This is a genomic window from Pseudomonas sp. BP8 (assembly GCF_017875955.1).
In the GTDB taxonomy this organism is placed as follows: Bacteria; Pseudomonadota; Gammaproteobacteria; order Pseudomonadales; family Pseudomonadaceae; genus Aquipseudomonas.
On record NZ_JAGINK010000001.1, the window covers coordinates 3,034,914 to 3,056,810 of the forward strand.

The 21,897-nt window shown below is 63.9% G+C and carries 19 protein-coding genes and 2 pseudogenes; 8 read left to right on the forward strand and 13 right to left on the reverse strand.

Translation table 11 applies throughout. From position 1 onward, the window contains the following. Nucleotides 1-84: 84 nt before the first annotated feature. Nucleotides 85-366, reverse strand: coding sequence for a hypothetical protein (locus tag J3B00_RS13245; RefSeq protein ID WP_209867936.1), 282 nt, complete (start codon nt 364-366; stop codon nt 85-87). Between the two features lie 167 nt (nt 367-533). Between J3B00_RS13245 and J3B00_RS13250 the strand changes: the two genes are divergently transcribed. From J3B00_RS13250 to J3B00_RS13260, 3 genes are read left to right on the forward strand one after another with little or no spacing between them, the layout of a single operon-like run. Beyond that, entirely contained in the window at nt 534-1,199 is a 666-nt protein-coding gene (locus J3B00_RS13250) for an ABC transporter ATP-binding protein (protein ID WP_209867937.1), read from the forward strand. Beyond that, a complete protein-coding gene (locus J3B00_RS13255) occupies nt 1,199-3,661 on the forward strand; it encodes an ABC transporter permease (protein WP_209867938.1) in 2,463 nt (820 codons plus the stop codon). The genes J3B00_RS13250 and J3B00_RS13255 overlap by 1 nt, the downstream gene beginning before the upstream one ends. Further along, nucleotides 3,651-4,715 carry a lipocalin-like domain-containing protein gene (locus tag J3B00_RS13260; RefSeq protein ID WP_209867939.1) on the forward strand — a complete coding sequence of 355 codons (1,065 nt, stop codon included), beginning with the start codon at nt 3,651-3,653 and terminating at the stop codon, nt 4,713-4,715. Before J3B00_RS13255 ends, J3B00_RS13260 begins: the two co-directional genes overlap by 11 nt. Before the next feature lie 113 nt (nt 4,716-4,828). Here the strand turns inward: J3B00_RS13260 and J3B00_RS13265 are convergent. From J3B00_RS13265 to J3B00_RS13275, 3 genes and pseudogenes are all read right to left on the reverse strand, one after another. Beyond that, nucleotides 4,829-5,799: pseudogene (locus J3B00_RS13265) on the reverse strand (MBL fold metallo-hydrolase). Between the two features lie 70 nt (nt 5,800-5,869). Next, nucleotides 5,870-6,424: a lipocalin family protein gene (locus J3B00_RS13270; protein ID WP_209867940.1), complete on the reverse strand. Its 555-nt coding sequence runs from the start codon at nt 6,422-6,424 to the stop codon at nt 5,870-5,872. A gap of 76 nt (nt 6,425-6,500) precedes the next feature. After that, nucleotides 6,501-7,394: a LysR family transcriptional regulator gene (locus J3B00_RS13275; RefSeq protein ID WP_209867941.1), complete on the reverse strand. Its 894-nt coding sequence runs from the start codon at nt 7,392-7,394 to the stop codon at nt 6,501-6,503. Between the two features lie 147 nt (nt 7,395-7,541). Here J3B00_RS13275 and J3B00_RS13280 point away from each other — a divergent pair, with 147 nt between their 5' ends. The 3 genes and pseudogenes from J3B00_RS13280 (at nt 7,542) to J3B00_RS13290 (ending at nt 11,369) form a co-directional block, all read left to right on the forward strand. Beyond that, a complete protein-coding gene (locus tag J3B00_RS13280; protein ID WP_209867942.1) occupies nt 7,542-8,621 on the forward strand; it encodes a 4-oxalomesaconate tautomerase in 1,080 nt (359 codons plus the stop codon). A gap of 128 nt (nt 8,622-8,749) precedes the next feature. Beyond that, nucleotides 8,750-10,054, forward strand: a complete 1,305-nt coding sequence (locus J3B00_RS13285; RefSeq protein ID WP_209867943.1) for a citrate:proton symporter — start codon at nt 8,750-8,752, stop codon at nt 10,052-10,054. A 68-nt stretch (nt 10,055-10,122) separates the two neighbouring features. Continuing rightward, nucleotides 10,123-11,369, forward strand: a pseudogene (locus tag J3B00_RS13290) (OprD family porin). Nucleotides 11,370-11,373: 4 nt separating this feature from the next. On the opposite strand, the gene J3B00_RS13295 reads toward J3B00_RS13290, so the two are convergent. Next, on the reverse strand, nt 11,374-12,444 hold the full coding sequence (locus tag J3B00_RS13295; protein WP_209867944.1) for an AbrB family transcriptional regulator: 1,071 nt from the start codon (nt 12,442-12,444) through the stop codon (nt 11,374-11,376). A gap of 129 nt (nt 12,445-12,573) precedes the next feature. On the opposite strand from J3B00_RS13295, the gene J3B00_RS13300 reads away from it, so the two are divergent. Beyond that, the gene (locus tag J3B00_RS13300) at nt 12,574-13,476 is read left to right on the forward strand and encodes a LysR substrate-binding domain-containing protein (RefSeq protein ID WP_209867945.1); all 903 of its coding nucleotides are present in this window, start codon (nt 12,574-12,576) and stop codon (nt 13,474-13,476) included. A gap of 34 nt (nt 13,477-13,510) precedes the next feature. On the opposite strand, the gene J3B00_RS13305 is transcribed toward J3B00_RS13300, so the two are convergent. From J3B00_RS13305 to J3B00_RS13320, 4 genes are all read right to left on the reverse strand, one after another. Next, on the reverse strand, nt 13,511-14,224 hold the full coding sequence (locus J3B00_RS13305; protein WP_209867946.1) for an anti-sigma factor: 714 nt from the start codon (nt 14,222-14,224) through the stop codon (nt 13,511-13,513). Next, complete coding sequence (locus tag J3B00_RS13310; protein WP_209867947.1) at nt 14,221-14,781, reverse strand: sigma-70 family RNA polymerase sigma factor; 561 nt, start codon at nt 14,779-14,781, stop codon at nt 14,221-14,223. Before J3B00_RS13310 ends, J3B00_RS13305 begins: the two co-directional genes overlap by 4 nt. Nucleotides 14,782-14,889: 108 nt before the next feature. Then, nucleotides 14,890-15,432 (reverse strand): DUF3455 domain-containing protein, encoded by a 543-nt coding sequence (locus tag J3B00_RS13315; RefSeq protein WP_209867948.1) that lies wholly within the window; start codon nt 15,430-15,432, stop codon nt 14,890-14,892. 138 nt (nt 15,433-15,570) lie between these two features. After that, nucleotides 15,571-16,803: a M20/M25/M40 family metallo-hydrolase gene (locus J3B00_RS13320; protein ID WP_209867949.1), complete on the reverse strand. Its 1,233-nt coding sequence runs from the start codon at nt 16,801-16,803 to the stop codon at nt 15,571-15,573. Nucleotides 16,804-16,975: 172 nt separating this feature from the next. Here J3B00_RS13320 and J3B00_RS13325 point away from each other — a divergent pair, with 172 nt between their 5' ends. Beyond that, entirely contained in the window at nt 16,976-17,878 is a 903-nt protein-coding gene (locus J3B00_RS13325) for a LysR family transcriptional regulator (protein WP_245362803.1), read from the forward strand. A gap of 255 nt (nt 17,879-18,133) precedes the next feature. Here J3B00_RS13325 and J3B00_RS13330 read toward each other — a convergent pair whose 3' ends face one another. The 4 genes from J3B00_RS13330 to J3B00_RS13345 form a co-directional block, all read right to left on the reverse strand. Further along, a complete protein-coding gene (locus J3B00_RS13330; protein ID WP_209867951.1) occupies nt 18,134-19,144 on the reverse strand; it encodes a zinc-binding alcohol dehydrogenase family protein in 1,011 nt (336 codons plus the stop codon). Nucleotides 19,145-19,306: 162 nt separating this feature from the next. Further along, nucleotides 19,307-19,624, reverse strand: a complete 318-nt coding sequence (locus tag J3B00_RS13335) for a DUF2388 domain-containing protein (RefSeq protein ID WP_209867952.1) — start codon at nt 19,622-19,624, stop codon at nt 19,307-19,309. Nucleotides 19,625-19,737: 113 nt separating this feature from the next. Beyond that, a complete protein-coding gene (locus J3B00_RS13340) occupies nt 19,738-21,123 on the reverse strand; it encodes an MFS transporter (protein ID WP_209867953.1) in 1,386 nt (461 codons plus the stop codon). Nucleotides 21,124-21,303: 180 nt separating this feature from the next. Then, nucleotides 21,304-21,837, reverse strand: a complete 534-nt coding sequence (locus J3B00_RS13345; RefSeq protein ID WP_209867954.1) for a GNAT family N-acetyltransferase — start codon at nt 21,835-21,837, stop codon at nt 21,304-21,306. Nucleotides 21,838-21,897: the final 60 nt, after the last annotated feature.

Here is a 21,897-nt window from a genome sequence, read left to right on the forward strand (position 1 = left end):
CGCTCATTCTGGCGCTGCGCGTCAGCCAGGTCTGTTCGGTAGCGAACAGAGCTGCCGGTATTTACAAGGGGGAGTGCGCGCTGATCAGTTCTTGCACTTGGCCATCACCACCTGGCAGCTGGCCGGTGTGCCGCCCGAGCGACCGGCGTAGCGCATGCAGCCCTCCATGGACTTCTTGCGGGCTATGCTCAGGGTGTTGCCCCAGGCCAGGCCGCCTTCGCCACTGCTGGGGACTGCCTTGGCGAAGCAGTTCGAGCCGGTGATTGCGGCTGAGGCACGCGTGCTGGAGGCTTTGCCTGCGCAGCCTGCTGTCAAGGCCAGGCTGATAGCGAGGAGGGACGGGAGGAGCCATGTGGTGCGGGTCATGCTGATAGTCCCTGTCTCGTGTGTGACATGGTTCACGTAATTCAGTCTAGACCGCCTGGCCTGTTGCGTAGTGTCAGGGCCGGCCTCATCGCGGGGCAAGCCCGCTCCCACGCAAGCCCGCGATGAGGCCGGCAAACCATCGCCTGCTATTGAGGAAACCGCCCTGGATGCTGGTCATCGAGCACCTACACAAATCGTTCACCACTGCCCAAGGCACGCTGCCTGTCCTGCAGGGCGTCGACCTGAGCCTGGCGCGCGGCAGTAGCCTGGCGCTGATGGGCGAGTCTGGCAGCGGCAAAAGCACCTTGCTGCACTTGGTCGCCGGTCTCGACAGCGCCGACAGCGGCCACATCCTGATCGACGGCAATGCTCTCGACGGCCGCTCGGAGGCGGCACTGGCGCGCTGGCGGCGCGAGGGCATCGGCCTGGTGTTCCAGCAGTACAACCTCATCAGCAGCCTCGACGTCGCCAGCAACCTGGCCTTCCAGGCGCGCTTGGCCGGTCGTCACGAGCCGACCTGGGTGGCTCACCTCGTGCAGCGCTTGGGCCTGACCGCAGTGCTGCAGCGCTTCCCCGAGCAGCTGTCCGGCGGCCAGCAGCAACGGGTTGCCATCGGCCGCGCCCTGGCGGGGCGGCCCGCCTTGGTCCTGGCCGACGAACCGACCGGTAGCCTCGATGAAGCCAGCAGTGATGAAGTGTTGCGGCTGATGCTGCAACTGGTCGCGGATGCGGGCAGTAGCCTGCTGATGGTGACCCATAGCCGGCGTTTGGCCGAGCGCCTGGAGCAGCGGTGTTTCCTTCAGGGTGGTCGCGTGCAGGGCGAGCGGGGCTGATGGGCACGCTCTCGATCGCCTTGCAGGCGCTGCTCAGTCACTGGCGCCGGCATCGCTTGCAGTGCTTCAGCGTGTTTACCGGCTTGTGGCTGGCGACCGCGCTGTGGACCGGCGTGCAGGCGCTGAACAGTCAGGCGCGTAGCGATTACGCCCGCGCCAGTGCAGTGCTCGCCGGCCCTGTGCAGACGCAACTGGTGGCGCGCAGCGGGGAGCGCTTCGAGCAGTCGCTGTACGTGCAGCTGAGGCGGCTTGGCTGGCAGGTCACGCCGGTGCTGGAGGGGCGCCTGCGGCTTGCCGGGGATCCCGCGCTGACGGTCCGCTTGATCGGCATCGATCCCTTGAGCCTGCCCCCGGCAATGATGGTCGCCGGCGTCGCGGCAGAGGCCTTCGACCTCGGCGCGTTCATCGGCCCGGCAGGGCAGGCCTGGGTCGGACCGGACACGTTGCGCCAACTGCGGTTGCCACCGGGCGCACAAGTCTCCAGCAGTGACGGCCAGCCACTGCCAGCCTTGGTCCTCAAGCCGGGGCTGGCGCCGGCTGTTGTGGTGGTCGATATCAGCCAGGCGCAACGCCTGTTGCAGGCACCGGGGCAACTGTCGCGGCTGCTCTTGAGCGATGCCAATGGGCCGCTGCCCGAAGCGATTGCCGGCGCACTCAGGTTGCAACCCGCCAGTGACGACGGTGACCTGCAACGCCTTACCGAAAGCTTTCACCTCAACCTGACGGCGCTGGGCCTGTTGGCGTTTGTCGTCGGGCTGTTTATTGCCCATGCGGCCATTGGCCTCGCCCTGGAACAGCGCCGGGGCCTGATCCGTACCCTGCGTGCCTGCGGTATCAGTTTGAAGGTGGTGCTCAGCGGGCTGGCGATCGAGCTTGGCGTGTTCGCCCTGGTCGGTGGCGTGGCCGGCGTTGCCAGTGGCTACCTGCTGGCCAGCCTGCTGTTGCCGGACTTTGCGGCGAGTGTGCGCGGTTTGTACGGCGCGCAGGTTGCCGGGCACTTGAGCCTGGCTCCGCAATGGTGGCTGGCGGGGATTGGCGTGAGTGTGCTCGGTGCAATGCTGGCGGGCGTGAGCAGTGTGCTGCGCGCCGCACGCCTGCCGTTGCTGGCGCTGGCCCAAGCGCAGGCCTGGCGCATGGCCCAGGGGCCCTGGTTGCGTCGTCAGGGTCTGGCGGGTGGGGTGTTGGCGGTGGTCGCGCTGGGCTGCTGGCAGTGGGGCGACAGCCTGGTCAGCGCATTTGCCCTGCTCGCGGCACTGCTGCTGGCGGCCGCCTTGCTCTTGCCAGCGTTGCTGGAGGTGGCGCTGGCCGGCTTGGCGCGGCTGGGCCGCAGGCCGCTGGTGCAGTGGTTTATCGCCGACAGTCGCCAGCAATTGCCGGCGTTGAGCCTGGCCCTCATGGCCTTGTTGCTCGCCCTGGCCGCGAGCGTCGGGGTCGGGAGCATGACCGAGGGCTTTCGGCGAACGTTTACCGGCTGGCTCGACCAGCGCCTCTCGGCCGACCTCTACCTCACCCCGACTGATACCGCGCAGGCGTTGCAGATCAGTGACTGGGCGGCGCAGCAGGCCGGGGTCAGCGCGGTGTTGCCCAGCTGGCGGGTGGAATGGCGCCTGCAGCAATGGCCTGCGCAAGTGCAAGGGGTCAGCGACGATGCTTTTTACCGCGCGCATTGGCCGCTGCTCGAGCGCAGCCCGGATGCCTGGGCGCAGTTGGCCAGCGGCAATGCGCTCATGCTCAGCGAGCAACTGGCCAGGCGGTTGCGGCTGTCGCTTGGCGATACCCTGCAGCTGCCCGAACCGTCGGCAGGGCGGATGAAGGTGGTCGGGGTCTACGCTGACTATGGCAACCCCAAAGGGCATGTCCTGGTCAATGCTGATTGGCTGCGCCGGCACTGGCCGCAGGCGACCTTGTCCAGTCTTGGCCTGCAGGTGGCCGCGGAGCGCGTGGCACCGCTCAGGCAGGCCCTGCTGCAACGCTTCGCGCTGGATGACAGCCGGGCAGTCGAGCAAGCCACCTTGAAGGCCTGGTCGAGCGAGGTGTTCAGTCGCACCTTTGCTGCCACCGCCGCACTCAACAGCCTGACCTTGGGCGTAGCGGGGGTGGCGCTGTTCATCAGCCTGCTGACCTTGGGCCAGAGTCGTTTGGGCCAGTTGGCGCCGCTGTGGGCACTGGGCGTAGCGCGCCGCCAACTGATCTGGCTATCGCTGGGGCAGACCTTGCTGCTGTGCAGTTTTACCGTATTGCTGGCGATCCCCTTGGGACTGCTGCTGGCATGGTGTCTGGTGGCGGTGGTGAACGTGCAGGCGTTCGGCTGGCGTTTGCCCCTGTATGTATTCCCTGGCCAGTTGCTGCAGTTGGCTGCGCTCGGTGTACTGACCAGTTTTCTGGCCAGTGCCTGGCCGTTGTGGCAGCTGGCGCGCCGCCAGCCAAGCGAGTTGTTGAGGCAGTTTGCCGATGAAACTTGAGTATTGGATCGTACTGGGCTGCCTGCTCCTGTCCGGTTGTGACGGGCCTGCACCGGAGCCCAAGAGCTTTGCCGGGCTGGGCGACAGTGCGGCGGCATTCAAGCAGGTCAGGCCCAACCCAGTGCTGCGCTTTCCGCAAGATCATGGCCCGCACGATGGCTATCGGATCGAGTGGTGGTACATCACGGCCAACCTCAGCGATGCCCAAGGGCGTGACTGGGGCGCGCAGTGGACGCTGTTTCGATCGGCGCTCCGGCCTGGCCCGGAGACGGCAGGCTGGGACAGCCCAAACCTGTGGATGGGCCATGCGGCGCTGACCGGCCCTGGCGGCCACCAGGTGAGTGAGACCCTGGCCCGCGGCGGCGTTGGCCAAGCGGGCGTGCAGGCTGAGCCGTTTCGCGCCTGGATCGATGATTGGTCGCTGCGCGGCACCAACGGTATCAGCCAGTTGCACATGCAGGCCAAGGGCAAGGGTTTTGGTTATGCGCTGAAGCTGGTCAGCGATGGCCCGCTGGTGCTGCAGGGTGCCCAGGGCTATAGCGAGAAGTCGGGCAAGGGCCAGGCCTCGTACTACTACAGCCAGCCGTTCTATTGGGTCAGCGGTGAGGTCGAGCGCGACGGCCAGCGGGTTGCGGTTACCGGCCAGGCGTGGCTGGATCGGGAGTGGAGCAGCCAGCCGCTGGCGGCTGGGCAGTCGGGCTGGGACTGGTTTTCCTTGCACCTGGAAGGCGGGGCGAAGGTGATGCTGTTTCAGGTGCGTGAGGCGCAAGGGATGCCGTATCGGGCAGGCACCTGGATCAGTGCCCAAGGCCAGACGCAGACGCTGCAAGGGGCGCAGATCGAGCTTGAAGTGGTGGCGTCCAGCCGGCAGGCAAATGGCAAGGAGCTGCCGACGCGCTGGCGTGTGCGCTTGCCGGGGCAGGGGGTGGATGTGCAGGTTGATGCGGTGGAGCGTGGGGCTTGGATGAACACGCGCTTTCCTTACTGGGAAGGGCCGGTGCGGGTTAGTGGGAGTGTGGGCGGGCGGGGGTATCTGGAGATGACGGGGTACTAGGGCTGGGCAGTTGGGGTGGCTGGGCGGGCCTCTTCGCGGGGCAAGCCCGCTCCTACAGGGTTAGACGCTGTCCCTGTAGGAGCGGGCTTGCCCCGCGAAGAGGCCGCAACTGGCTATGAAGAATGACTGTCGACCGCTACCAGCCGCCCCTCCCGGTCCAGGCGATAACGCTGCAGATCTCGCGCCAGCAGCAACTGCCCGCTGTAATGGGCCATGGCTTCGTCACGCACATCGGCAATCGAAGGACTGCGCTGCGGGTTGTCTTGATAGCGCGCACTGAAATGCGTCAGCACCAGGTTCGGCACCCCGGCCGCCTCGGCAAAGCGCGCCACCGCTGCCGCCGTGCTATGACCGAAATTCGACTGGCTGCGCGCCAGCACCGGCTCGGTAAACGTCGCCTCATGCACCAATACATCAGCCCCCGCGGCTACCTCGGCAAGTAGCTGCGGTGAGTCGTTGTCGCCACAAACGATGATCCGCCGCGCTGGCCGCGAGGGTTGCAGATACGCCTGCGCGTCGATCCAGCCACCAGCGTGCTGCACCGCTCGCCCATGGGCCAGCTCGCCCCACAACGGCCCACGAGGAATGCCATCGGCCTGCAGCTTGGCGATGCCAGCCGCGGTTCGGGATTGATCTCGGTAAAGACGAAGGCATAGCTGGGCACCCGGTGCGACAGTTCACGCGTGCTCACCTCGAGCTGATCACTGCTCCAGCACTCAAGCGTTTCCAGCGCCAGCAGGCGCAGCTCGAAAGGCAGGAAGGTCTGGCTGACGGCGAGGCTCTGGCGGATCCACTCGTGCAAAGCCACGGGCATGATCAGCTCGAGCGGTTCGGTCCGCCCGGACATGCCCGCGCTGGCCAGCAGGCCAGGCAGGCCATAACAGTGGTCGCCATGCACGTGGGTGATGAACACCGCGCGCAGATCGCGCATCGACAGTGGCGTGTGCAGCAATTGATGCTGGGTGCCTTCACCGCAATCGACGAGGTACCAGCGTTTGCCGGACGCCTCGATCACCGCGGTGGCGCTGACATTGCGGGCCTTGGTGGGCACCCCGGAGGAGGTGCCCAGAAACTGCAGGTCCATTGCAGGATCCTCTACGCTGAAAACGGCATTTTAACCGCACAATCAGCCAGCGCCGACCCTCATTGAGGTGTCACGGCTTGTCTGCCCCGCGCCAGACCAGTTCACGGGTGTCATAACCCTGCTCACGGGCTTTGCTCAACAGTTGCTCGCGCGTCTGGGCACTGACGTCCGGCGTGCGCGACAGCAGCCACAGGTACTCCCGGTTTGGATGCCCGACCAGCGCCACCTTGTAATCCTGGTCGTGGTACAGCACCCAGTATTCGCCCTTGGTCATCTCGGGGGCCAAGCGGCTGAACCAGTTGTCGAAGCGTACCCACAACTTGTCGGTCTTGCCTGGCTGCTGCGCCTCGGCGATGCCCTGGGCCTGGTTGACGTCGCCGTTCTTCTCCCGGCAACTGTTGGCGACATCGATTCGGCCATCTTCACGCAGCGAATAACGCGCCTCGGACTCCACGCAGTTGCGCTGGAAGAACATCGGCAGCCGCGCCAGCTCGTACCAGGTCCCCTGATAACGCTGCAAGTCGACCTGCATGGTCGTTGGCGGTTTCTGGTCATCAGTGGAACTGGCGCAGCCAGCCAGCGCCAAGGTCAAGCAGGAAAGCAGCAAGGTCGTACGCAGTGCCATGTGAAACCTCCTGGAAAGGGAGCATCGAAGACGCTCCTGCACATTCGATGCAGGTGCAATGAAAAAGTTGTATGGCTCAGGTATTCGGCCACTTCTCGAGCAGAATCGAAACAAATTTCTCCGCCGCCGGTGACAACGACGCGCCACGCCGATATACCAGCCCCAGCGTGCGAGTTACCTCCGGCTCACTCAACGGCACACTGACCAGCGTCGGGTGATCCGCGGCCGGCATGGCCAGGCTTGGCATGGCCGACACGCCCAGGCCCGCTTCAACCATGCCCAGCGAGGTCGACAGGTGTTGCACTTCATAGAACCACTTGGGCCGCCAGCTGAGCCCAGACAACGCATGGTCGAGCAGCATGCGGTTACCGCTCAGCCGGCCGACGCCGATCAGCCGGTAATCGGCAAGCTCGGTCCAAGTCACCGAGGCACGGCTGGCCAGTTCGTGATCGCGGCGGCAGGCCAGGACGAACTTCTCTTCGACCAAGGGCACGAACTCGATGTCCGGGTGCTGGCCACTCATCATGTTGATGCCAAAATCGGCTTCGCCACGTAGCACGGCCTCGAGGCCGTCGTTGGCACTGAGGTCGAGCAGGCGAATGCGGATCTTCGGGTACTGCTCGTTGTACAGGCGAATCACCGACGGCAAAAAATAGAACGCCGCGGTGGGAATGCAGGCCAAGGTGACCTGGCCGGTCTGGCGCTCAGCCAGTTCACGGATGCTCAGGATCGAGTCCTGGAAGTCATCCAGCAGGCGCCGCGCCTTGGGCAGAAAATCGCGGCCGACGCTGGTCAGGCTGACCCGCCGAGTGGTGCGCTCGAGCAAGGGCGTACCGAGGCCTTCTTCAAGCTTCTTGATCCGCCTGCTCAAGGCTGGCTGAGACAAGTGCAGGGCATCAGCTGCTTCATGAAAGCTGCCGAGTTCGGCGATTTTCACGAAAGATCGTATGTCTTGGAGCTCATATTCCATGAAGATTCTCGCTCGACCGGCAGTGGTTTATTCATGTGCTTGGCGCAATAATAGCTACGATATTTGCATTGGAATGATTTATCCATCCCTGTCACTCTTGTTTTCAACACATCAATTACCCCAATTGATCAACAAGAGTCAGTAGTCATGCAACGAATTCCTTGTGTGCTGATGCGCGGCGGTACCTCCAAAGGCCCCTTCTTCCATGCATGGGACCTGCCTTCGAATGTGGTTGAACGCGATGAAATGCTGATCAACCTGATGGGCTCTGGCCATGAGCTGGAGATCGACGGCATCGGTGGCGGCAGCCCGCAGACTAGCAAAGTGGCGATCATCAGCCCCTCGCTGGATGCCGAGGCCGACGTCGACTACCTGTTCGTCCAGGTCATGGTCGCACAGCGGCGTGTCGATACGGCGCCTAACTGCGGCAATATGCTTTGCGCCGTGGGGCCGTTCGCCATCGAGCAGGGCTTGGTCAAGGCCAACGATGGCCAGACCCTGGTGCGCATCCGCAACCTCAACACCAACACCTTCGTCAATTCGCTGGTGGAGACCCCCGGTGGCATCGTCCGCTACGAGGGACGCACCGCCATCGATGGCGTGCCGGGTACCGCGGCACCGGTGCAATTGACCTTTCTCGACGCCGTGGGCAGCAAGACCGGCAAGCTGTTCCCCACAGGCCAGGCGCGCGATGTGATCGATGGCGTCGAGCTGACCTGCATCGACATGGCCATGCCGATGATGATCGTCGAGGCCAGCCAGTTGGGCGTCAGTGGCGGCGAAAGCCCGGCTGAGCTGGATGCCGACAGCCGCTTGCTCAAGCGCCTGGAAGCGCTGCGGATCAAGGCCGGGCTGGCGATGGGGCTGGGCGATGTCAGCGGTATGGTCATCCCCAAGCCCGTGTTGATCTCACCGGCGCGTTACGACGGCACCCTGCAGGTGCGCTACTTCATGCCGCACAACTGTCACCGGGCGCTGGCGATTACCGGTGCGATTGGCCTGGCCACCGCTTGTGTCAGCCCCGGTACGGTGGTGATGGACATGCTCGGCGAGAGCGCCGAGGCGCTTAGCGAAGTGCGCCTGGAGCATCCTAGCGGCGGCATCGAGGTGGCGCTGTCGCGCAGCGGCGCGGATGGCAAGACGATCCAGGCTTCGGTGGTGCGCACTGCCCGCCGACTGTTTTCCGGTTTTGTCTATGCGCCCACGCTGCGTCGAATCGCCAGCTGAACCCGCAACATCGTGATGTGAGCCACTGCTGACATACAATCCCACTCAGCGTCGTCTGTCGCGCAGTGGGTCGGGGAAGCCTGCCTGACGGGCCTCCATACACACAATAAAAACAAGAGAACCAGACCATGCTCGCACTCCTGGGCCTGATCATGGTGGTGACGTTCACCTACCTGATCATGAGTAAACGCCTGTCGCCGATCGTTGCCCTGACCGGCGTACCGATTGTGTTCGCGATCATCGGCGGCTTTGCTCCCGACCTCGGCAAGATGATGCTCGACGGCCTGAAAATGGTCGCCCCGTCTGCCGCCTTGCTGCTGTTTGCCATCCTTTTCTTTGGCCTGATGATCGATGCCGGGCTGTTCGACCCGCTGATCCGCAAGATCCTCAAGCGGGTCAACGGCGACCCGGTCAAGATCGCCATCGGCACTGCGCTACTGTCGCTGCTGGTAGCCCTCGATGGCGATGGCACCACCACCTACATGATCACCTGCGCGGCGATGTTGCCGCTGTACAAGCGCATCGGCATGAACCCGATGATCCTGGCGACGGTGTCGATGCTGTCGCTGAGCATCATGAGTGGCCTCAGCCCTTGGGGCGGACCTGCCACCCGGGCCATTGCTGCCCTCGGTCTGGACGCCAGCGAGTACTTCATTCCGATGTTGCCGACGATGATTGGCGGTGCGGCCTGGGTGGTGTTCACGGCATTTTGGTTGGGGCGTGGCGAGCGCAAGCGGATCGGCAACATCAAGCTCGAGTCTGGCGGCGGCAACTGCTATATCAAGGCGATTCTCGAAGATACGCCGCACAAGCGGCCACGCATGGCCTACATCAACCTGCTGCTGGTGATTGCGGTGATGGTCGCGCTGGTGTTGGGTGTGATGCATGCGGCGATCCTGTTCATGATCGGCTTCGTCGCTGCGCTGATGATCAACTACCCGCAACTGGACGTGCAGAAAGAACGCATCCTGGCGCACTCCGGCAACGCCATGACCGTGGTCCTGCTGGTATTTGCCGCGGGGATTTTCGCCGGGATCTTCTCGGGTACGAAGATGGTCGATGCACTGGCGCAGACCCTGGTCGACTGGATTCCTGAAGCGTGGGGCCACTGGTTCCCGCTGGTGGTGGCGGTCACCAGCATGCCGCTGACGTTTGTCTTGTCCAATGATGCCTACTACTTCGGCGTGGTGCCGATCCTGGCCAACGCCGCTGCCGCCTATGGCATTGATCCGGTGGAAATCGCCCGCGCCTCCGTGCTCGGACAACCGGTGCACCTGATGAGCCCCTTGGTCGCCTCGACGCTGCTGCTGGTGGGGATGGTCGACCGCGATATCGGCGACTTCCAGAAGGCCACGGTGAAATGGGCGGTGCTCACCTCACTGGTGATCACGGCATTGGCGCTGCTGACCGGGGCACTGTCGTTCTTCAACTGAGCGTGACCGGCGGGCCCCACTCGGCGGCCCGCCCTGTACTTCCAACAACAATAAAAGAGTCCTTGATCATGCCTCCAGTTATTCTGCGTGGGGCCGCGTGCGGCCTTCTGTGTGGCTGCTTGCCCGTGGCTGGCGCAGCCGGTTTCATCGACGACAGCACGCTCAAGCTGCAACTGCGCAATGTCTATTTCAACGAGAACTTTCGCGACGAGCAGGGCATGAGTGCCCGTGCTGCGGCCACGGCCAAGAGTGAACGGGTCGAGTGGGCGCAGGGCTTTTTGCTCGATTACCAGTCAGGCTTTACCCAAGGCACGCTGGGCTTTGGCGTCGATGCTCTGGGCCTGCTCGGCATCCGCCTCGACTCTGGCCGCGGGCGCAGCGGCACGGGCTTGCTGCCGGTACACGACGATGGACGTGCGGCCGACGAATTCGCCAGCGCCGGCGTGACCGCCAAGGCGCGTCTGGGCAAGACCGTGGTCAAGCATGGCAGCTTGCTGCCCAAGACCCCGGTGCTGGTTCACAACGATGCCCGGCTGCTGCCGCAGACCTATCAAGGTACCCAGCTGGTCAGCAGCGATATCGCTGGCTTGACCTTGGGTACCTCGAGCGGTTCAAGCAGCGCGACTCCTCTGACAGCACCGGCCTGTACCTGGATGGCTATGGCGGCAGTGAATCGGGAGACTTCACCTATGCGGGCGCCGAGTATGCCGTCAGCAAGCAGCTGCGCCTGAGCTACTTTCATGGCGAGCTGGAGAACTTCTACCGGCAGGACTTCGGCGGGATTCAGCACGACCTGCCGCTGGCGGGCGGGGTGCTGACGGCTGACCTTCGTTATTTCAACAGCCGCGACAGCGGTTCGGCGTATGCGGGGCGGATCGACAATGACATGCTCAGTGGCCAGCTGGCGTATGCGCACAGCGGGCACACCGTGGGTGCGGGCTACCAGGTGCTCAATGGCGATGCGGGCTTGCCCTATATCAGTGGGGCGACCGTTTATTCGTTCAGCAACGTCGGCATTGGCAAGTTCATCGAAGAAGACGAAAAGACCTGGATGGCCAGCTATGCCTACAACTTTGCCGCAGCCGGGGTGCCGGGCCTGACCTTCATGGTGCGTTACCTGAGCGGTGACAACGGTCGCTCTGGCGATGCCGGCTTGAGCGAATGGGAGCGTGACGTCGAGCTGGCCTACGTGGTTCAGTCCGGGACCTTCAAGGGGCTCGGGGTGAAGGCGCGCAATTACGTCTATCGCTCAGACTTCGCCCGTGGCCGGGACAGCAACCGCCTCTACCTGACCTATGATATTGCCTTGTGGTAACGAATCAGGGCGTGGTCAAGCGGATGATCTGCCGTGCACAGTAAGCCCCGGTCAGGATCACCCCGAACAGGCGCAAGGTCTGCATGGCCAGCACCAGCCCGACATCGGCATGGGTCTCTACCGCAATGATCGCCATGGTATCCAGCCCACCCGGGCTGGTCGCCAGGTACATCGAGAGAAAGTCGCTGCCGGTGGCCCGCGCCAGCAGCCAGGCACACCCTGCGCACAGCATGATCAGCACCACGGCGCCGATGATCATGGTCGGCAGTCGGCGCCAGACATAATCCACGGTTTGCCGGTCGAAACGCAGCCCGATGTAGCAGCCAATCGCGCCATAGGCAAACGCCAGCAGCCAGCCGGGCAGGCTGATCACCAATACGCCAGCCAATTGCAGGACCGTGCCGAGTATCAGCGGCAGCAGCAGGGCACCGGCCGGGATCCTGCTGCCGGCGACCACCCCAACCAGGATGACCGCCAGGCTTGCCAGCAACTGCATCGGCTGCACGCCGTGCAGACTGATCGCGGCACTCACTGCCTCGCCACCGGCAGTGTTCGCCCCCAGCAGGTGGCTGACCAGTGCACCGATCATCACCACGCAGACCACCCGCACGTACTGCATCGTAGCCACCACCCGCGGATCGGCGCCGTTCTCTTCAGCCATCGACACCATCGCCGACGCCGCGCCAGGTGACGTGCCCCAAGCGGCAGTGGTCGCTGAGATACCGCCAAAGCGCACCGTGGCCAGGCCGACAACTGCGCTCAGCACAACGGTGAGCAACGTTGCCAGGAGCATCACGTGCCAGGACTGCGCCAGCGAGGCGAGGACGCTCCAGGTCACCGAATGGGCAACCATCAAGCCGACGCAGCCCTGGCCGAAGCGAAACACCTGCTTGGGCAATTGCAACCCCGCGCCGGTCACGCCAAAGGCAATCGCTACCAGCATCGGGCCGAGGAACAGCCCGGCCGGTATCGCCAGCGCATGCAGCAGTTGGCCGGCGCCGCCAGCGCAGGCTATCAGTGCCAGCCAGCGGCCGAGGGGGGAGGGTGAGGTAGGGCCTGATTCGAGGGGCTGCAACGGGATAGATCTCCTGATACCTGACCACCGCAGAGCAACAAGGTGGTTCAACGGAGAAAATTATCGACGCCGCAATCGATCAAGTCTATTTTCTACTTTCGATGAATCTATAACTGAAATTCATGAATTATGGATCTGCGTGACCTGACCTATTTTGAAACCATCGCCCAGCTTGGCCACCTCGGCCGCGCTGCCGAGAAGCTCAACCGCAGCCAGCCGGCACTGAGCAAAAGCATTCAGCGCCTCGAAGAGTCGCTGGGCACGCGGCTGTTCCAGCGTGATGGCCGGCGCATCAAGCTGACTGACGTTGGTGAATTGCTGCTTGAGCGCGGCAGGCAGTTGCAGATGAGCATTGCCGAGACCGAACGCGAAGTGCGCGATTTCGCTGGCGGCCTGATCGGCAACATCCGCCTGGGCTGCGCCGCAAGCATGGCCGAATACCTGTTGCCGCAACTCACCGAAGCGCTGCTGGCGCGCGCGCCGCAGTTGACCTTGCAGCTGTCGATTGCGCAGGACGACGTGCTCAGAGAGTCGCTGCGCTCAGGCCGCCTCGACGCGATCATCTGCCCCTTGATCGTCGATGACCCGCGCTTTCGCAGCTACCCGATTCTTGAGGATGAGGCGGTCGTGGTCGCCAGTGCCGACCATCCGTTGTTTGCCGCAACGCTGACCTTGAAGGACCTTTGCCAGTACCGCTGGGTCCTGCCGGCGACCACGGTGACCTCCAGGCGCTGGCTCGACAACGTGTTCCTCGCGCGCCACCTGCCGGCCCCGCAGGTGCAGATCGAGACCAATACCATCTCGATGCTGCCGCGCTTGATTGCCCGTAGCGGGCTGTTGAGCTTTGTTGCACGCGAGACGCTCGAGCACGGTCATGGCATGGCGCGTTTGCGCGAGGTACCGCTGGCGGAGACCACCATGAGCCGAACCGTGGCGGTCTCCATTCGCGCCGAAGGGTACCTGCCGCCCGCAGCCGTCGCCATGGTCGAACTGCTGAAGGAGAAGGGCCGCAGTTTCTTGCGCGAAGACTGAGGGCCGGCGCTACGCCGGCACTGCTGAAAAGTACTCAGATGACTTTGACCGCCCGGCCAATGAACTGGATGGGCCCCGTAGGTTTGCCGGTAGGCGATCCGCCTGGGTTTTCCAGGGTCAGCTCAAACAACTGGTTGGGTTGCAGCGGCGGTAGCTTGTCCAACGGCACGGAAATTTTCTGCCCCGGCTCGACCAGCCCGAGCGAGACCGGCCCTTGCCAGTCATCGGCCTTGGTCCAGAACTGCAGCGTCTTGTCATCGGGCACGCTCGACTGGCCTAGCGGTATCAGCTCGACCTCCCTTGAATTGCTGGCCTGGATCACCCAGCCAGGTGCGCGGTCTTGCGGCGCCACCAGCACCACCAGGTAATGGGTTTGGGTCGGGGTCGCCGGGCCGGTCAGCAGGGCCACGCCCAGCACCAGGCTGGCGGCCAGGCCGAAGCCGGCCAGGCCACGCCACAACGGCAGTAGGTCCCACCATGAGCGCGAAGGCGCGCGCGTCGGCGTCGGCGTCTCGAGGTTGCGTACACTACGTTGGATGCGTTGCCACAGGTGCGTGGAGGGTTGTTGCGGTTCGGCCAGCGCAGTCAATTCCAGCAGCCGCTGCTCCCAACCATCGACGGCTGCACGCAGTGCGGCGTCATGCACCAGGCGCTGCTCGACGGCGGCGCGTTGCTCGGCTGGCAGGGTACCCAGCACGTATTCGCTGGCCACGCTTTGCAGATCATCATCGTTGTCGCCGCTAGTCATCCCATGCACTCCCGCAGCGCTGCCAGGCCACGCTTGATCCAGGCCTTGACGGTACCCAAGGGCGTGCCCAGCCGTTGTGCGATTTGCGCGTGGGTGCAGCCGTCGACATAGGCGTGCAGGATGCAATCGCGGCGGGCCGGCTCGAGCTGTTCGAGGCAGCGGTAGACCTTGGCTGAATGGGCATGCAGCTCAAAGCTGTGCATGGCGTGCTCCGGGTCGTGGGCCGGGTCCGTGTCCTGCAAGTGCGACGGGTCCTGTGGGTCGATCGCAACCTGTCGCGCGCCATCGCGGACGAAATTCAGGGCCAGGTTACGGGTGATGCTGTAGATCCAGCCCCGCGCCGAGCCTCTCTCTGGAGCGAAACTGCCGGCGCGCGTCCAGATCCGCACAAAGGCGTCATGAACGATATCTTCGGCCACGGCGCGCTCGCGCACGATGCGCCAGGCGACGCCAAGCAGGCGGGCGCTCTCCTGCGTGTAGAGGTCGCGCAAGGCTTGCTGATCGCCTTGGGCGCAGGCCTCCAGGCAGCGTTGGTAATCAAAGGTGGATTCGGGCAATGACAAAGTCGGCTCAACTGTCGGCAAGGATCCGGCCCCAGCCGGCGGGCTGGGGTTTGTCGAACAGCGTAGACGACTTTGCCAGCCGTCACCGGGCTGAACGCCGGGTTATTTGGCGGACCAGAAGATGTAGTCGGCCTGGTACTTGACGATTTCTTTTTCCCCTTTGTTGGCTGCGGCGCACGTGCTGGCAGGGGCTACACCGCCTTTGGTGGCGACCCGCTGGATGTAGCTGACGCCTTGCATGGCGCCCTTGCCATCGGCAGGGTTGGCCTTGACCAGCTGATAGGGCAGGTCGCCTTTGTTTGCCGGTGCGACAGCCAGTTGCGTGCCGGTGACCTTGGAGCCGTCCTTGGCCTGCCAGGTGGCAGGTGGGCCGAAGTAGCTGCCGACCTGGGTACCCTTGCGGTCATTGAGGACTGCCTTGGGGCCGACGAAGGTCCATTCGGTCTGGCCAGCAGCATCGACCTTGTCGCGGCATTCATAGGTGACCTCGCCAACGCCTACGGTTTCCATCATGACCTTGTGGCCTTCCGGGACCTTGACGGCGTCGGGCAGTGCCGATTGCGCATGGGCGGTCTGCAGGGCCAGCGCGAGGCTGCCGATGGCCAGGGTAGCGGTGATCAGGCTGAGGGGGCGTTTACCATTCATGGTGGATCTCCTGGTGAGTAGCGCTTAGGCAGCGAGTGGCTGCTGTAGGTACTACCCGCCAGGATCTGCTTTGGATGCAGCAATCTGAAAAAAAAGTTCAGCGGGCCTCATGCGGCCCGCATCGGCGGGACAGTCACGCTACTGCGCCAGTTTCCTGATCATCGCCACCGTCAGGTACAGCCTGGGCGCTACGCTGGTGAGCTCGATGTACTCGTCCTCGGCATGCAGCCCTGCGCCAACCACGCCCATGGTCTCCAGCACCGCCGGTTTGGCGCTACCGGGCACATAGGCATATCCGGCGTCGGTGCCAAAACGCATGGCGATCGGCTCGATCTTGCGGTCGATCTGGCTGTACAACTGGCTGGCGGTTTCTGCCAGCTGGCGCGAGGCATCGTTACGCGCCAGCGGCGGCCGGCCTTTTTCCAGGGTAACCGTGGTTTGGGTGTCGGTGATCAACTGCTTTTGCACGATGCGCTTGGCATCGGCTGCCACGCGGTCACTCTCGCTCAGGTCCGAATAGCGCATGTCGGCCTCGGCCGTGGCCAGGGCAGGAATGATGTTGGCTTTTTCACCGGCCTTGGCCAGGGTCCAGTTGACCGTGGTGCCTTTGCTGGTGTCGCCGAGGTCCTTGAGCTGGAAGATCTGGTGCGCCAGTTCGGTCAGGGCATTGCGGCCTTCTTCAGGGGCGGAACCGGCGTGCGAAGAGCGGCCCTTGACCTCCAGTTTCAGGCGGTTGATGCCGTTGGTGGCGACCGTCACAGCGTCCTTGTCCGGCGGCTCGTAGGAGAAGACGTAATCATGTTTGCGGGCCAGCTCGGCGATGATCTGTCGGGAGCCGGTCGAGCCCATTTCTTCATCCGGGTTGAACAGCACGGTGAGCGTCCGGTAGCCCTTGTACTGTTGATCCTGGAGCAGCTTGAGTGCATGCAGGATCATCGCCACGCCACCTTTGGCATCGGCCACGCCCGGCCCATAGGCGCGCTCACCCTCGACCCGGAATGGCCGCTTGGCCACGGTACCTGGGCCGAACACCGTGTCGTAATGGACCATCAGCAGGAAATCCTTACTGCCAGTGCCGGTAAAGGTGCCGACGATGTTGTCGCCCACCGAAGGTTTGGCCGGGTGGGTTTCGACCTTGGCGCCGAGCGCCTCGAGGCGCTTGACCAGCTCGGCGCTGACCTGGGTCAGGCCGGCTTCGGTGCCGGTGCCGGTGTCGACCGAGACCAGTTGCTTGAGGGTTTCCAGATAGTGCGGTTGTTCGGCTTGGGCTTGCTTGAGCAGGTCTTGTGCGGAGGGTTCGGCGGCAACTGCCGCGGTGCAGCTGAAGCACAGCGCCAGGGCCATGGCGAAAGGGGGACGTAGCATCGGCATTGGGGCCTCTTCCTTGTTGTCATGAAGGGTAGAGCCTAGACGCTGGGAGCTCTGCGGCAAGCTTTGGTTGAATATGCCGAGCTCTGCACGGGGCAGGCACAGGTCGACATTCACCGGCACGCCATGCTCTAGTGGCGCGGGAAAACGCGAGGAAGAATGTTTGATGAAAAAGCTGGTGCGCATGGACGACCTGCAGGTGTTCGTCGCTACGGTCGAGGCCGGCAGTTTTTCTGCCGCGGCGCGGCAACTGGATATTTCCCCGGCCTTGGCCAGTGGTGCGGTCCAGCGCCTGGAGCGCAGCCTGGCCATCCGCCTGTTCGTGCGTTCGACGCGCAAGCTGCGTCTGTCGGACGACGGCCAGCGTTACCTGCCGCATGCGCGCCAGGTGCTGGATGCCTTGGGTGAAGGTGAAATGGCCTTGGCGCAGGGGCGCGAAGAGATCGCCGGGCCGTTGTGCCTGTCGATGCCTTCGGACCTGGGCCGCAATCTGCTGCTGCCGTGGCTGGTCGAGTTTCAGGCCGCGCATCCGCGCATCGAGCTGCAGCTGCGGCTCAGCGACCAGATCGCGGACTTTTTCAGCGGTCGGCTGGATGCTGGCATCCGCTATGGGCAACTGGCCGATTCCAGTCTGGTGTCGCTGCCGTTGGCGCCGGCCAATCGGCGCATCCTCTGCGCCGCGCCGGCCTACATCGCCCGCCATGGCGCGCCGAGTACCCCGGAAGAACTGGTGCGGCACAACTGCCTGCGTTATGTGATGGGCGAACTGACCCATGAACGCTGGAGCTTCCATACCCCACAAGGGGTGAAGTCGGTGCTGGTGGCGGGCGATCGAACCAGTGACGATGCCGACGTCGTTCGCCGCTGGGGCGTGGCCGGGTTGGGCGTGGTGTACAAGTCGCAGCTGGATGTGCACGAGGATTTGCGTACGGGCAGGCTGGTGGAGCTGTTCCCCAGGGCCTGGGGGCAGCCGACGCCGTTGCAACTGGTGTGCGCGCACCGGCAGTCGTTGACGCCGGTGGTGCAGCAATTGCGGGCGTTCCTGCTGCCGCGGTTTGAGCAAATGCTGGCTGATTGAGCAGGGCAGGGCGGGCCTCTTCGCGGGGCAAACTCTAATGCCAGTCAGTTAAGAAGCTGGGGCCGCTTTACGGCCCTTTCGCGACACAAGGCCGCTCCCACAGGGATCGTGGATGCCGCCATTTACATGGCATGCGCGGACTTTGTGGGAGCGGCCTTGTGTCGCGAAAGGGCTGCAAAGCAGCCCCAACCCAGGCAACCAAGTCGTAACTGACTGGCATTAGAGCTTGCCCCGCGGCACTACCCATTCAAAGCCTCAAAACCCCTCAAGCACGATCTTGCCCTTGGCCTTGCCACTCTCGATCAGCGCATGCGCTCGGCGCAGGTTCTGAGCGTTGATCGCGCCAAAATGTTCACCCAGGGTAGTGCGCAGCACGCCCTCGTCGATCAGCGCCGCGACGCGCTCAAGCAGTTCATGCTGCTTGATCATGTCGGCGGTCTGGTACAGCGAACGGGTAAACATCAACTCCCAGTGCAGCGACAGCGACTTGCGCTTGAGCGGCAAAGCATCGAGCGACGCCGGATCGTCGATCAAGGCCAGGCGCCCCTGGGGCCGCAGGACCTCGACCAGCTGCAGGAAGTGCTGGTCGGTGTGGGTCAGGCTGATCACCAGGTCGACCTGCCCATCGCCAATCCCCTGCAACTGGGCGGCCAACGGTTGGCTGTGGTCGATCACATGATGGGCGCCAAGCTCGCCCACCCATTGCTGGGTTTCAGGGCGCGAGGCGCTGCCGATCACGGTCAGGCGGGTGAGCTTGCGCGCCAGTTGCGTGAGGATCGAGCCAACCCCGCCGCCAGCCCCAATGATCAGCAGGCTTTGCCCCTCACCGCCACCTTCCGCCACCCCCAGGCGGTCGAACAGCAATTCCCAGGCGGTAATCGACGTCAGCGGCAGCGCGGCAGCGCTGGCGGCGTCGAGGCTGCGCGGTTTGTGCCCGACAATGCGCTCATCGACCAGATGCAGCTGGCTATAGCTGCCGGGACGATCGATGGCGCCGGCGTAGTACACCTCGTCACCCGGTTGGAACAGGCTGACCTCGCTACCCACTTCGCGCACCACGCCGACGGCGTCCCAGCCAAGCACGCGAGGCTGCGCGGCACTGCCAGAGCCGGCGCGGATCTTGGTATCCACCGGGTTGACCGAAATCGCCTGAACCTCCACCAGCAGGTCGCGAACGCCGGGCACGGGGCGGGGCAGTTCGCTGTCGAACAGCGCGGCGGGGTCGTTGATGGGCAGGCCGTGTTGGGTGAAGACGATGGCTTTCATGGGTGTCGCTCCAGAGTGCAGTGGAATGCGACAACGGTAGCCTGTGCCGGTTGAAGGAGAAATGGGAGAAATGCGGGAAGACTTTCGTGGTTTTGTTGAAAATGCAGCTACGGCTGCCATCGCCTCGTCGCGGGTTGCCCGCGAGGAGGCGATGGAGGTCGATCAGTTGTCCGTCAGCGGGTCATCCTGCGAGAGGATGGCCCGGGCCAACTCTTCGTCACTCACCTGCAAGCCAGGATTGTTCTTGCGCGCCTGTTCCAGCGCCGACTCGGCATACGCCCCGCGTATGGCGCCGCCGCTGGCAACAAACGCCGACAGCTCATCACGGGCCGGGATGATCCGTTTGTCATCCTTGAAGGTGGAGTACAGCGATGCCGAGACACCGGCCGAGGTGGCGACATCACCCGCATCGACGCGGGCGAGAGCGGAGCCGGCAGGTATCAGGACCAACAGCGAAGACACGATCAGCAAACGACGCATGGCGAAACCTCCAAGAGGGTGAAGCCCAGGGGAAAGTCTGCATGAAGATAAGAGTGCTGCAGCGCCATGGTAGTTCAATTACCGCTCAAGCCGTTGGCCACACAGTGCCTGCTTCAGGCTTTACGCGCAGACCCTGCAGGTGTCGGGGCCCGCTCAGCCGGCCCAGGCGCATTACCCAGCGAGGCCGCCTGCTGCAAGTCGAGCTGGCTGGTCTCAGGGGCCAGCCACCAGGAAATCAGCGCGCCGAACAGCGAGATCAGCGCTGCGGCGAACATGGTGTTGGCCGTGCCCAACGATGCCAGCGAAATCGGCACCAGGTAGGTACCTACTGCAGCCCCGATGCGTGACAGCGAGGTGGCCAGGCCGACCGCCGAAGCGCGGATTTCGGTGGGGAACAGCTCGTTCGGGTAGACGTATTCGAGTACCTGGGCACCGCCGATGAACACTGCGTAAGCGCCGAACAACAGCAGTACCGTGGTCGGTGAGGCGTCCGGGTTCATGCCCAGCAGCATCAGCGCCATGCCCGACCAGAGGAAGCTGTGGATGAGCATCTTGCGCCGGCCCATGCGGTTGATCAACTTGGTCGCCAGCAGGCAGCCCAAGGTGAACAGGAAGGTGATCGCAATCGAGCCGTAGCTGGCCCAGTCACCGGTCAGCTTGAGTGCTTGCAGCACTTTTGGGGCGAAGGCATAGATAGCGAACAACGGCACGATCGCGCAGGTCCAGAACAGCGTCACGAAGGCCATGCGCTTGCCGTAGCCGGAGTGGAACAGCGACCACACCGAAACCTGCTGGTTGCTGCTCGGCTCGGGCAGGTCGGCAATCGAGTAGTCCGGCCCGTAGACCTTCTTGATCACGGCGTCTGCCTCAGCAGTGCGGCCCTTGCTGAGCAACCAGCGAGGTGACTCTGGCGTGCCACTGCGGGCGATCAGGAACAGCGCCCCTGGGATCACTGCACTGGCCAACACCCAGCGCCAGCCTTCATCACCGGCCACACGCAGGAGGATCTCGCCGATCAGATAGGCGACTGCCGCGCCGGCAAACCACATCAGTACCATGGCCGCGAGCAACGGCCCACGTTGCTTGCGCGGGAGGAATTCAGCCAGCAGCGAGGTGGCGATCGGGTAGTCGGCGCCGACTGCAATGCCGATCAGCAAGCGCCAGACAAACAGCAGCCAGGCCGATTCGACCCAGAACTGCGCCACGGAGAAACCGATGATTGCCACCAGGTCGACCAGGTAGAGCACTTTGCGCCCGTACTTGTCGGTGAACCAGCCACCGAGAAAACCACCGAGAAACACCCCGATCAGGGCCGAGGCGGCGATCAGGCCTTCCCACAAGGCGGACAGCTGCAAAGCCCCGCTGATCTGCACCATCACCACACCGATGATGCTCAGGACATAGCCGTCAAGGAACGGCCCACCGGCGGAGTACACCGTCAGTTTGCGATGGAAGGCGTTGAGTGGGGCATCTTCGACGGAGCGTCGGGATACGGACATTGCAGTCTCCTGTTGTTTTTATTGCGCACGCATCGGGCGTGTCTGGCCGGCACTATCGCACCGGCCTGGAGAGCTGCCATATAACGGTTGGGACGAGTCGTGGGACGAATGGCGCGAGCGAGGATTGGTTCTTGGTGGTCTGGCTTAAGTCTGCTGGGGCCGCCTCGACTGGCCAGGTGCTCAACAGCGGTGGCGTCGGTAAAGCAGCCCCGGCGTGGACGGATCAATCGCCCTGACCACCTCACCGGCCTTGTGGAACCCGGCGCGTTCGGCCAGCCGCTGGCTGGCCGCATTGTTCACTGCGGTAGTCAACCAGACGGGCGCGGCCACGGCATCGAGCAAAGTGGTCAGGGCCTCTCGCATCAAGCCCTGTCCGGCGAAGGCCTGGCTCACCCAATAGCCGACCTCATACTCGCCGTCCCTCGGCGTAAGGCCGATGCAACCGACTATTGCCCCATGCTCAGGGCTGAGCACGAAGTAGCGCTTTTCACCTGACGAGCAGAGGAAGTCAGCCTGGCTTTTGTCCAGGCTTTGCCGGATATCATCCAGGCTCCAGTCCGGCTTGGCCCACAGCAGAAAGGGCTGGTGCAGGTCATAGCTGCTCAACAGCGCCTCGTGCAATGGGACTGCCAGCGCGGGGTTGGGGCGGGACAGCCGCAGGCGTTGGCTGGTGAGACTCTCGGGAAGTTCGGCGGTGGTCGTAGATACAGACATTGAGCCTCCGTGCTCGGGGTGGTTGGCGGCGGATTTGGGGCGTGATTTACTGACGCGCTC

What these genes read in the sequence shown, in the direction of transcription:
- J3B00_RS13255 (WP_209867938.1), top strand. Translation starts at nt 1,199, where the DNA reads ATGGGCACGCTCTCGATCGCCTTGCAGGCGCTGCTCAGTCACTGGCGC.
- J3B00_RS13300 (WP_209867945.1), top strand. Translation starts at nt 12,574, where the DNA reads ATGGATCTGCGTGACCTGACCTATTTTGAAACCATCGCCCAGCTTGGC.
- J3B00_RS13260 (WP_209867939.1), top strand. Translation starts at nt 3,651, where the DNA reads ATGAAACTTGAGTATTGGATCGTACTGGGCTGCCTGCTCCTGTCCGGT.
- J3B00_RS13250 (WP_209867937.1), top strand. Translation starts at nt 534, where the DNA reads ATGCTGGTCATCGAGCACCTACACAAATCGTTCACCACTGCCCAAGGC.
- J3B00_RS13315 (WP_209867948.1), bottom strand. Translation starts at nt 15,432, where the DNA reads ATGAATGGTAAACGCCCCCTCAGCCTGATCACCGCTACCCTGGCCATC.
- J3B00_RS13285 (WP_209867943.1), top strand. Translation starts at nt 8,750, where the DNA reads ATGCTCGCACTCCTGGGCCTGATCATGGTGGTGACGTTCACCTACCTG.
- J3B00_RS13335 (WP_209867952.1), bottom strand. Translation starts at nt 19,624, where the DNA reads ATGCGTCGTTTGCTGATCGTGTCTTCGCTGTTGGTCCTGATACCTGCC.
- J3B00_RS13330 (WP_209867951.1), bottom strand. Translation starts at nt 19,144, where the DNA reads ATGAAAGCCATCGTCTTCACCCAACACGGCCTGCCCATCAACGACCCC.
- J3B00_RS13345 (WP_209867954.1), bottom strand. Translation starts at nt 21,837, where the DNA reads ATGTCTGTATCTACGACCACCGCCGAACTTCCCGAGAGTCTCACCAGC.
- J3B00_RS13280 (WP_209867942.1), top strand. Translation starts at nt 7,542, where the DNA reads ATGCAACGAATTCCTTGTGTGCTGATGCGCGGCGGTACCTCCAAAGGC.
- J3B00_RS13270 (WP_209867940.1), bottom strand. Translation starts at nt 6,424, where the DNA reads ATGGCACTGCGTACGACCTTGCTGCTTTCCTGCTTGACCTTGGCGCTG.
- J3B00_RS13340 (WP_209867953.1), bottom strand. Translation starts at nt 21,123, where the DNA reads ATGTCCGTATCCCGACGCTCCGTCGAAGATGCCCCACTCAACGCCTTC.
- J3B00_RS13275 (WP_209867941.1), bottom strand. Translation starts at nt 7,394, where the DNA reads ATGGAATATGAGCTCCAAGACATACGATCTTTCGTGAAAATCGCCGAA.
- J3B00_RS13245 (WP_209867936.1), bottom strand. Translation starts at nt 366, where the DNA reads ATGACCCGCACCACATGGCTCCTCCCGTCCCTCCTCGCTATCAGCCTG.
- J3B00_RS13305 (WP_209867946.1), bottom strand. Translation starts at nt 14,224, where the DNA reads ATGACTAGCGGCGACAACGATGATGATCTGCAAAGCGTGGCCAGCGAA.
- J3B00_RS13320 (WP_209867949.1), bottom strand. Translation starts at nt 16,803, where the DNA reads ATGCCGATGCTACGTCCCCCTTTCGCCATGGCCCTGGCGCTGTGCTTC.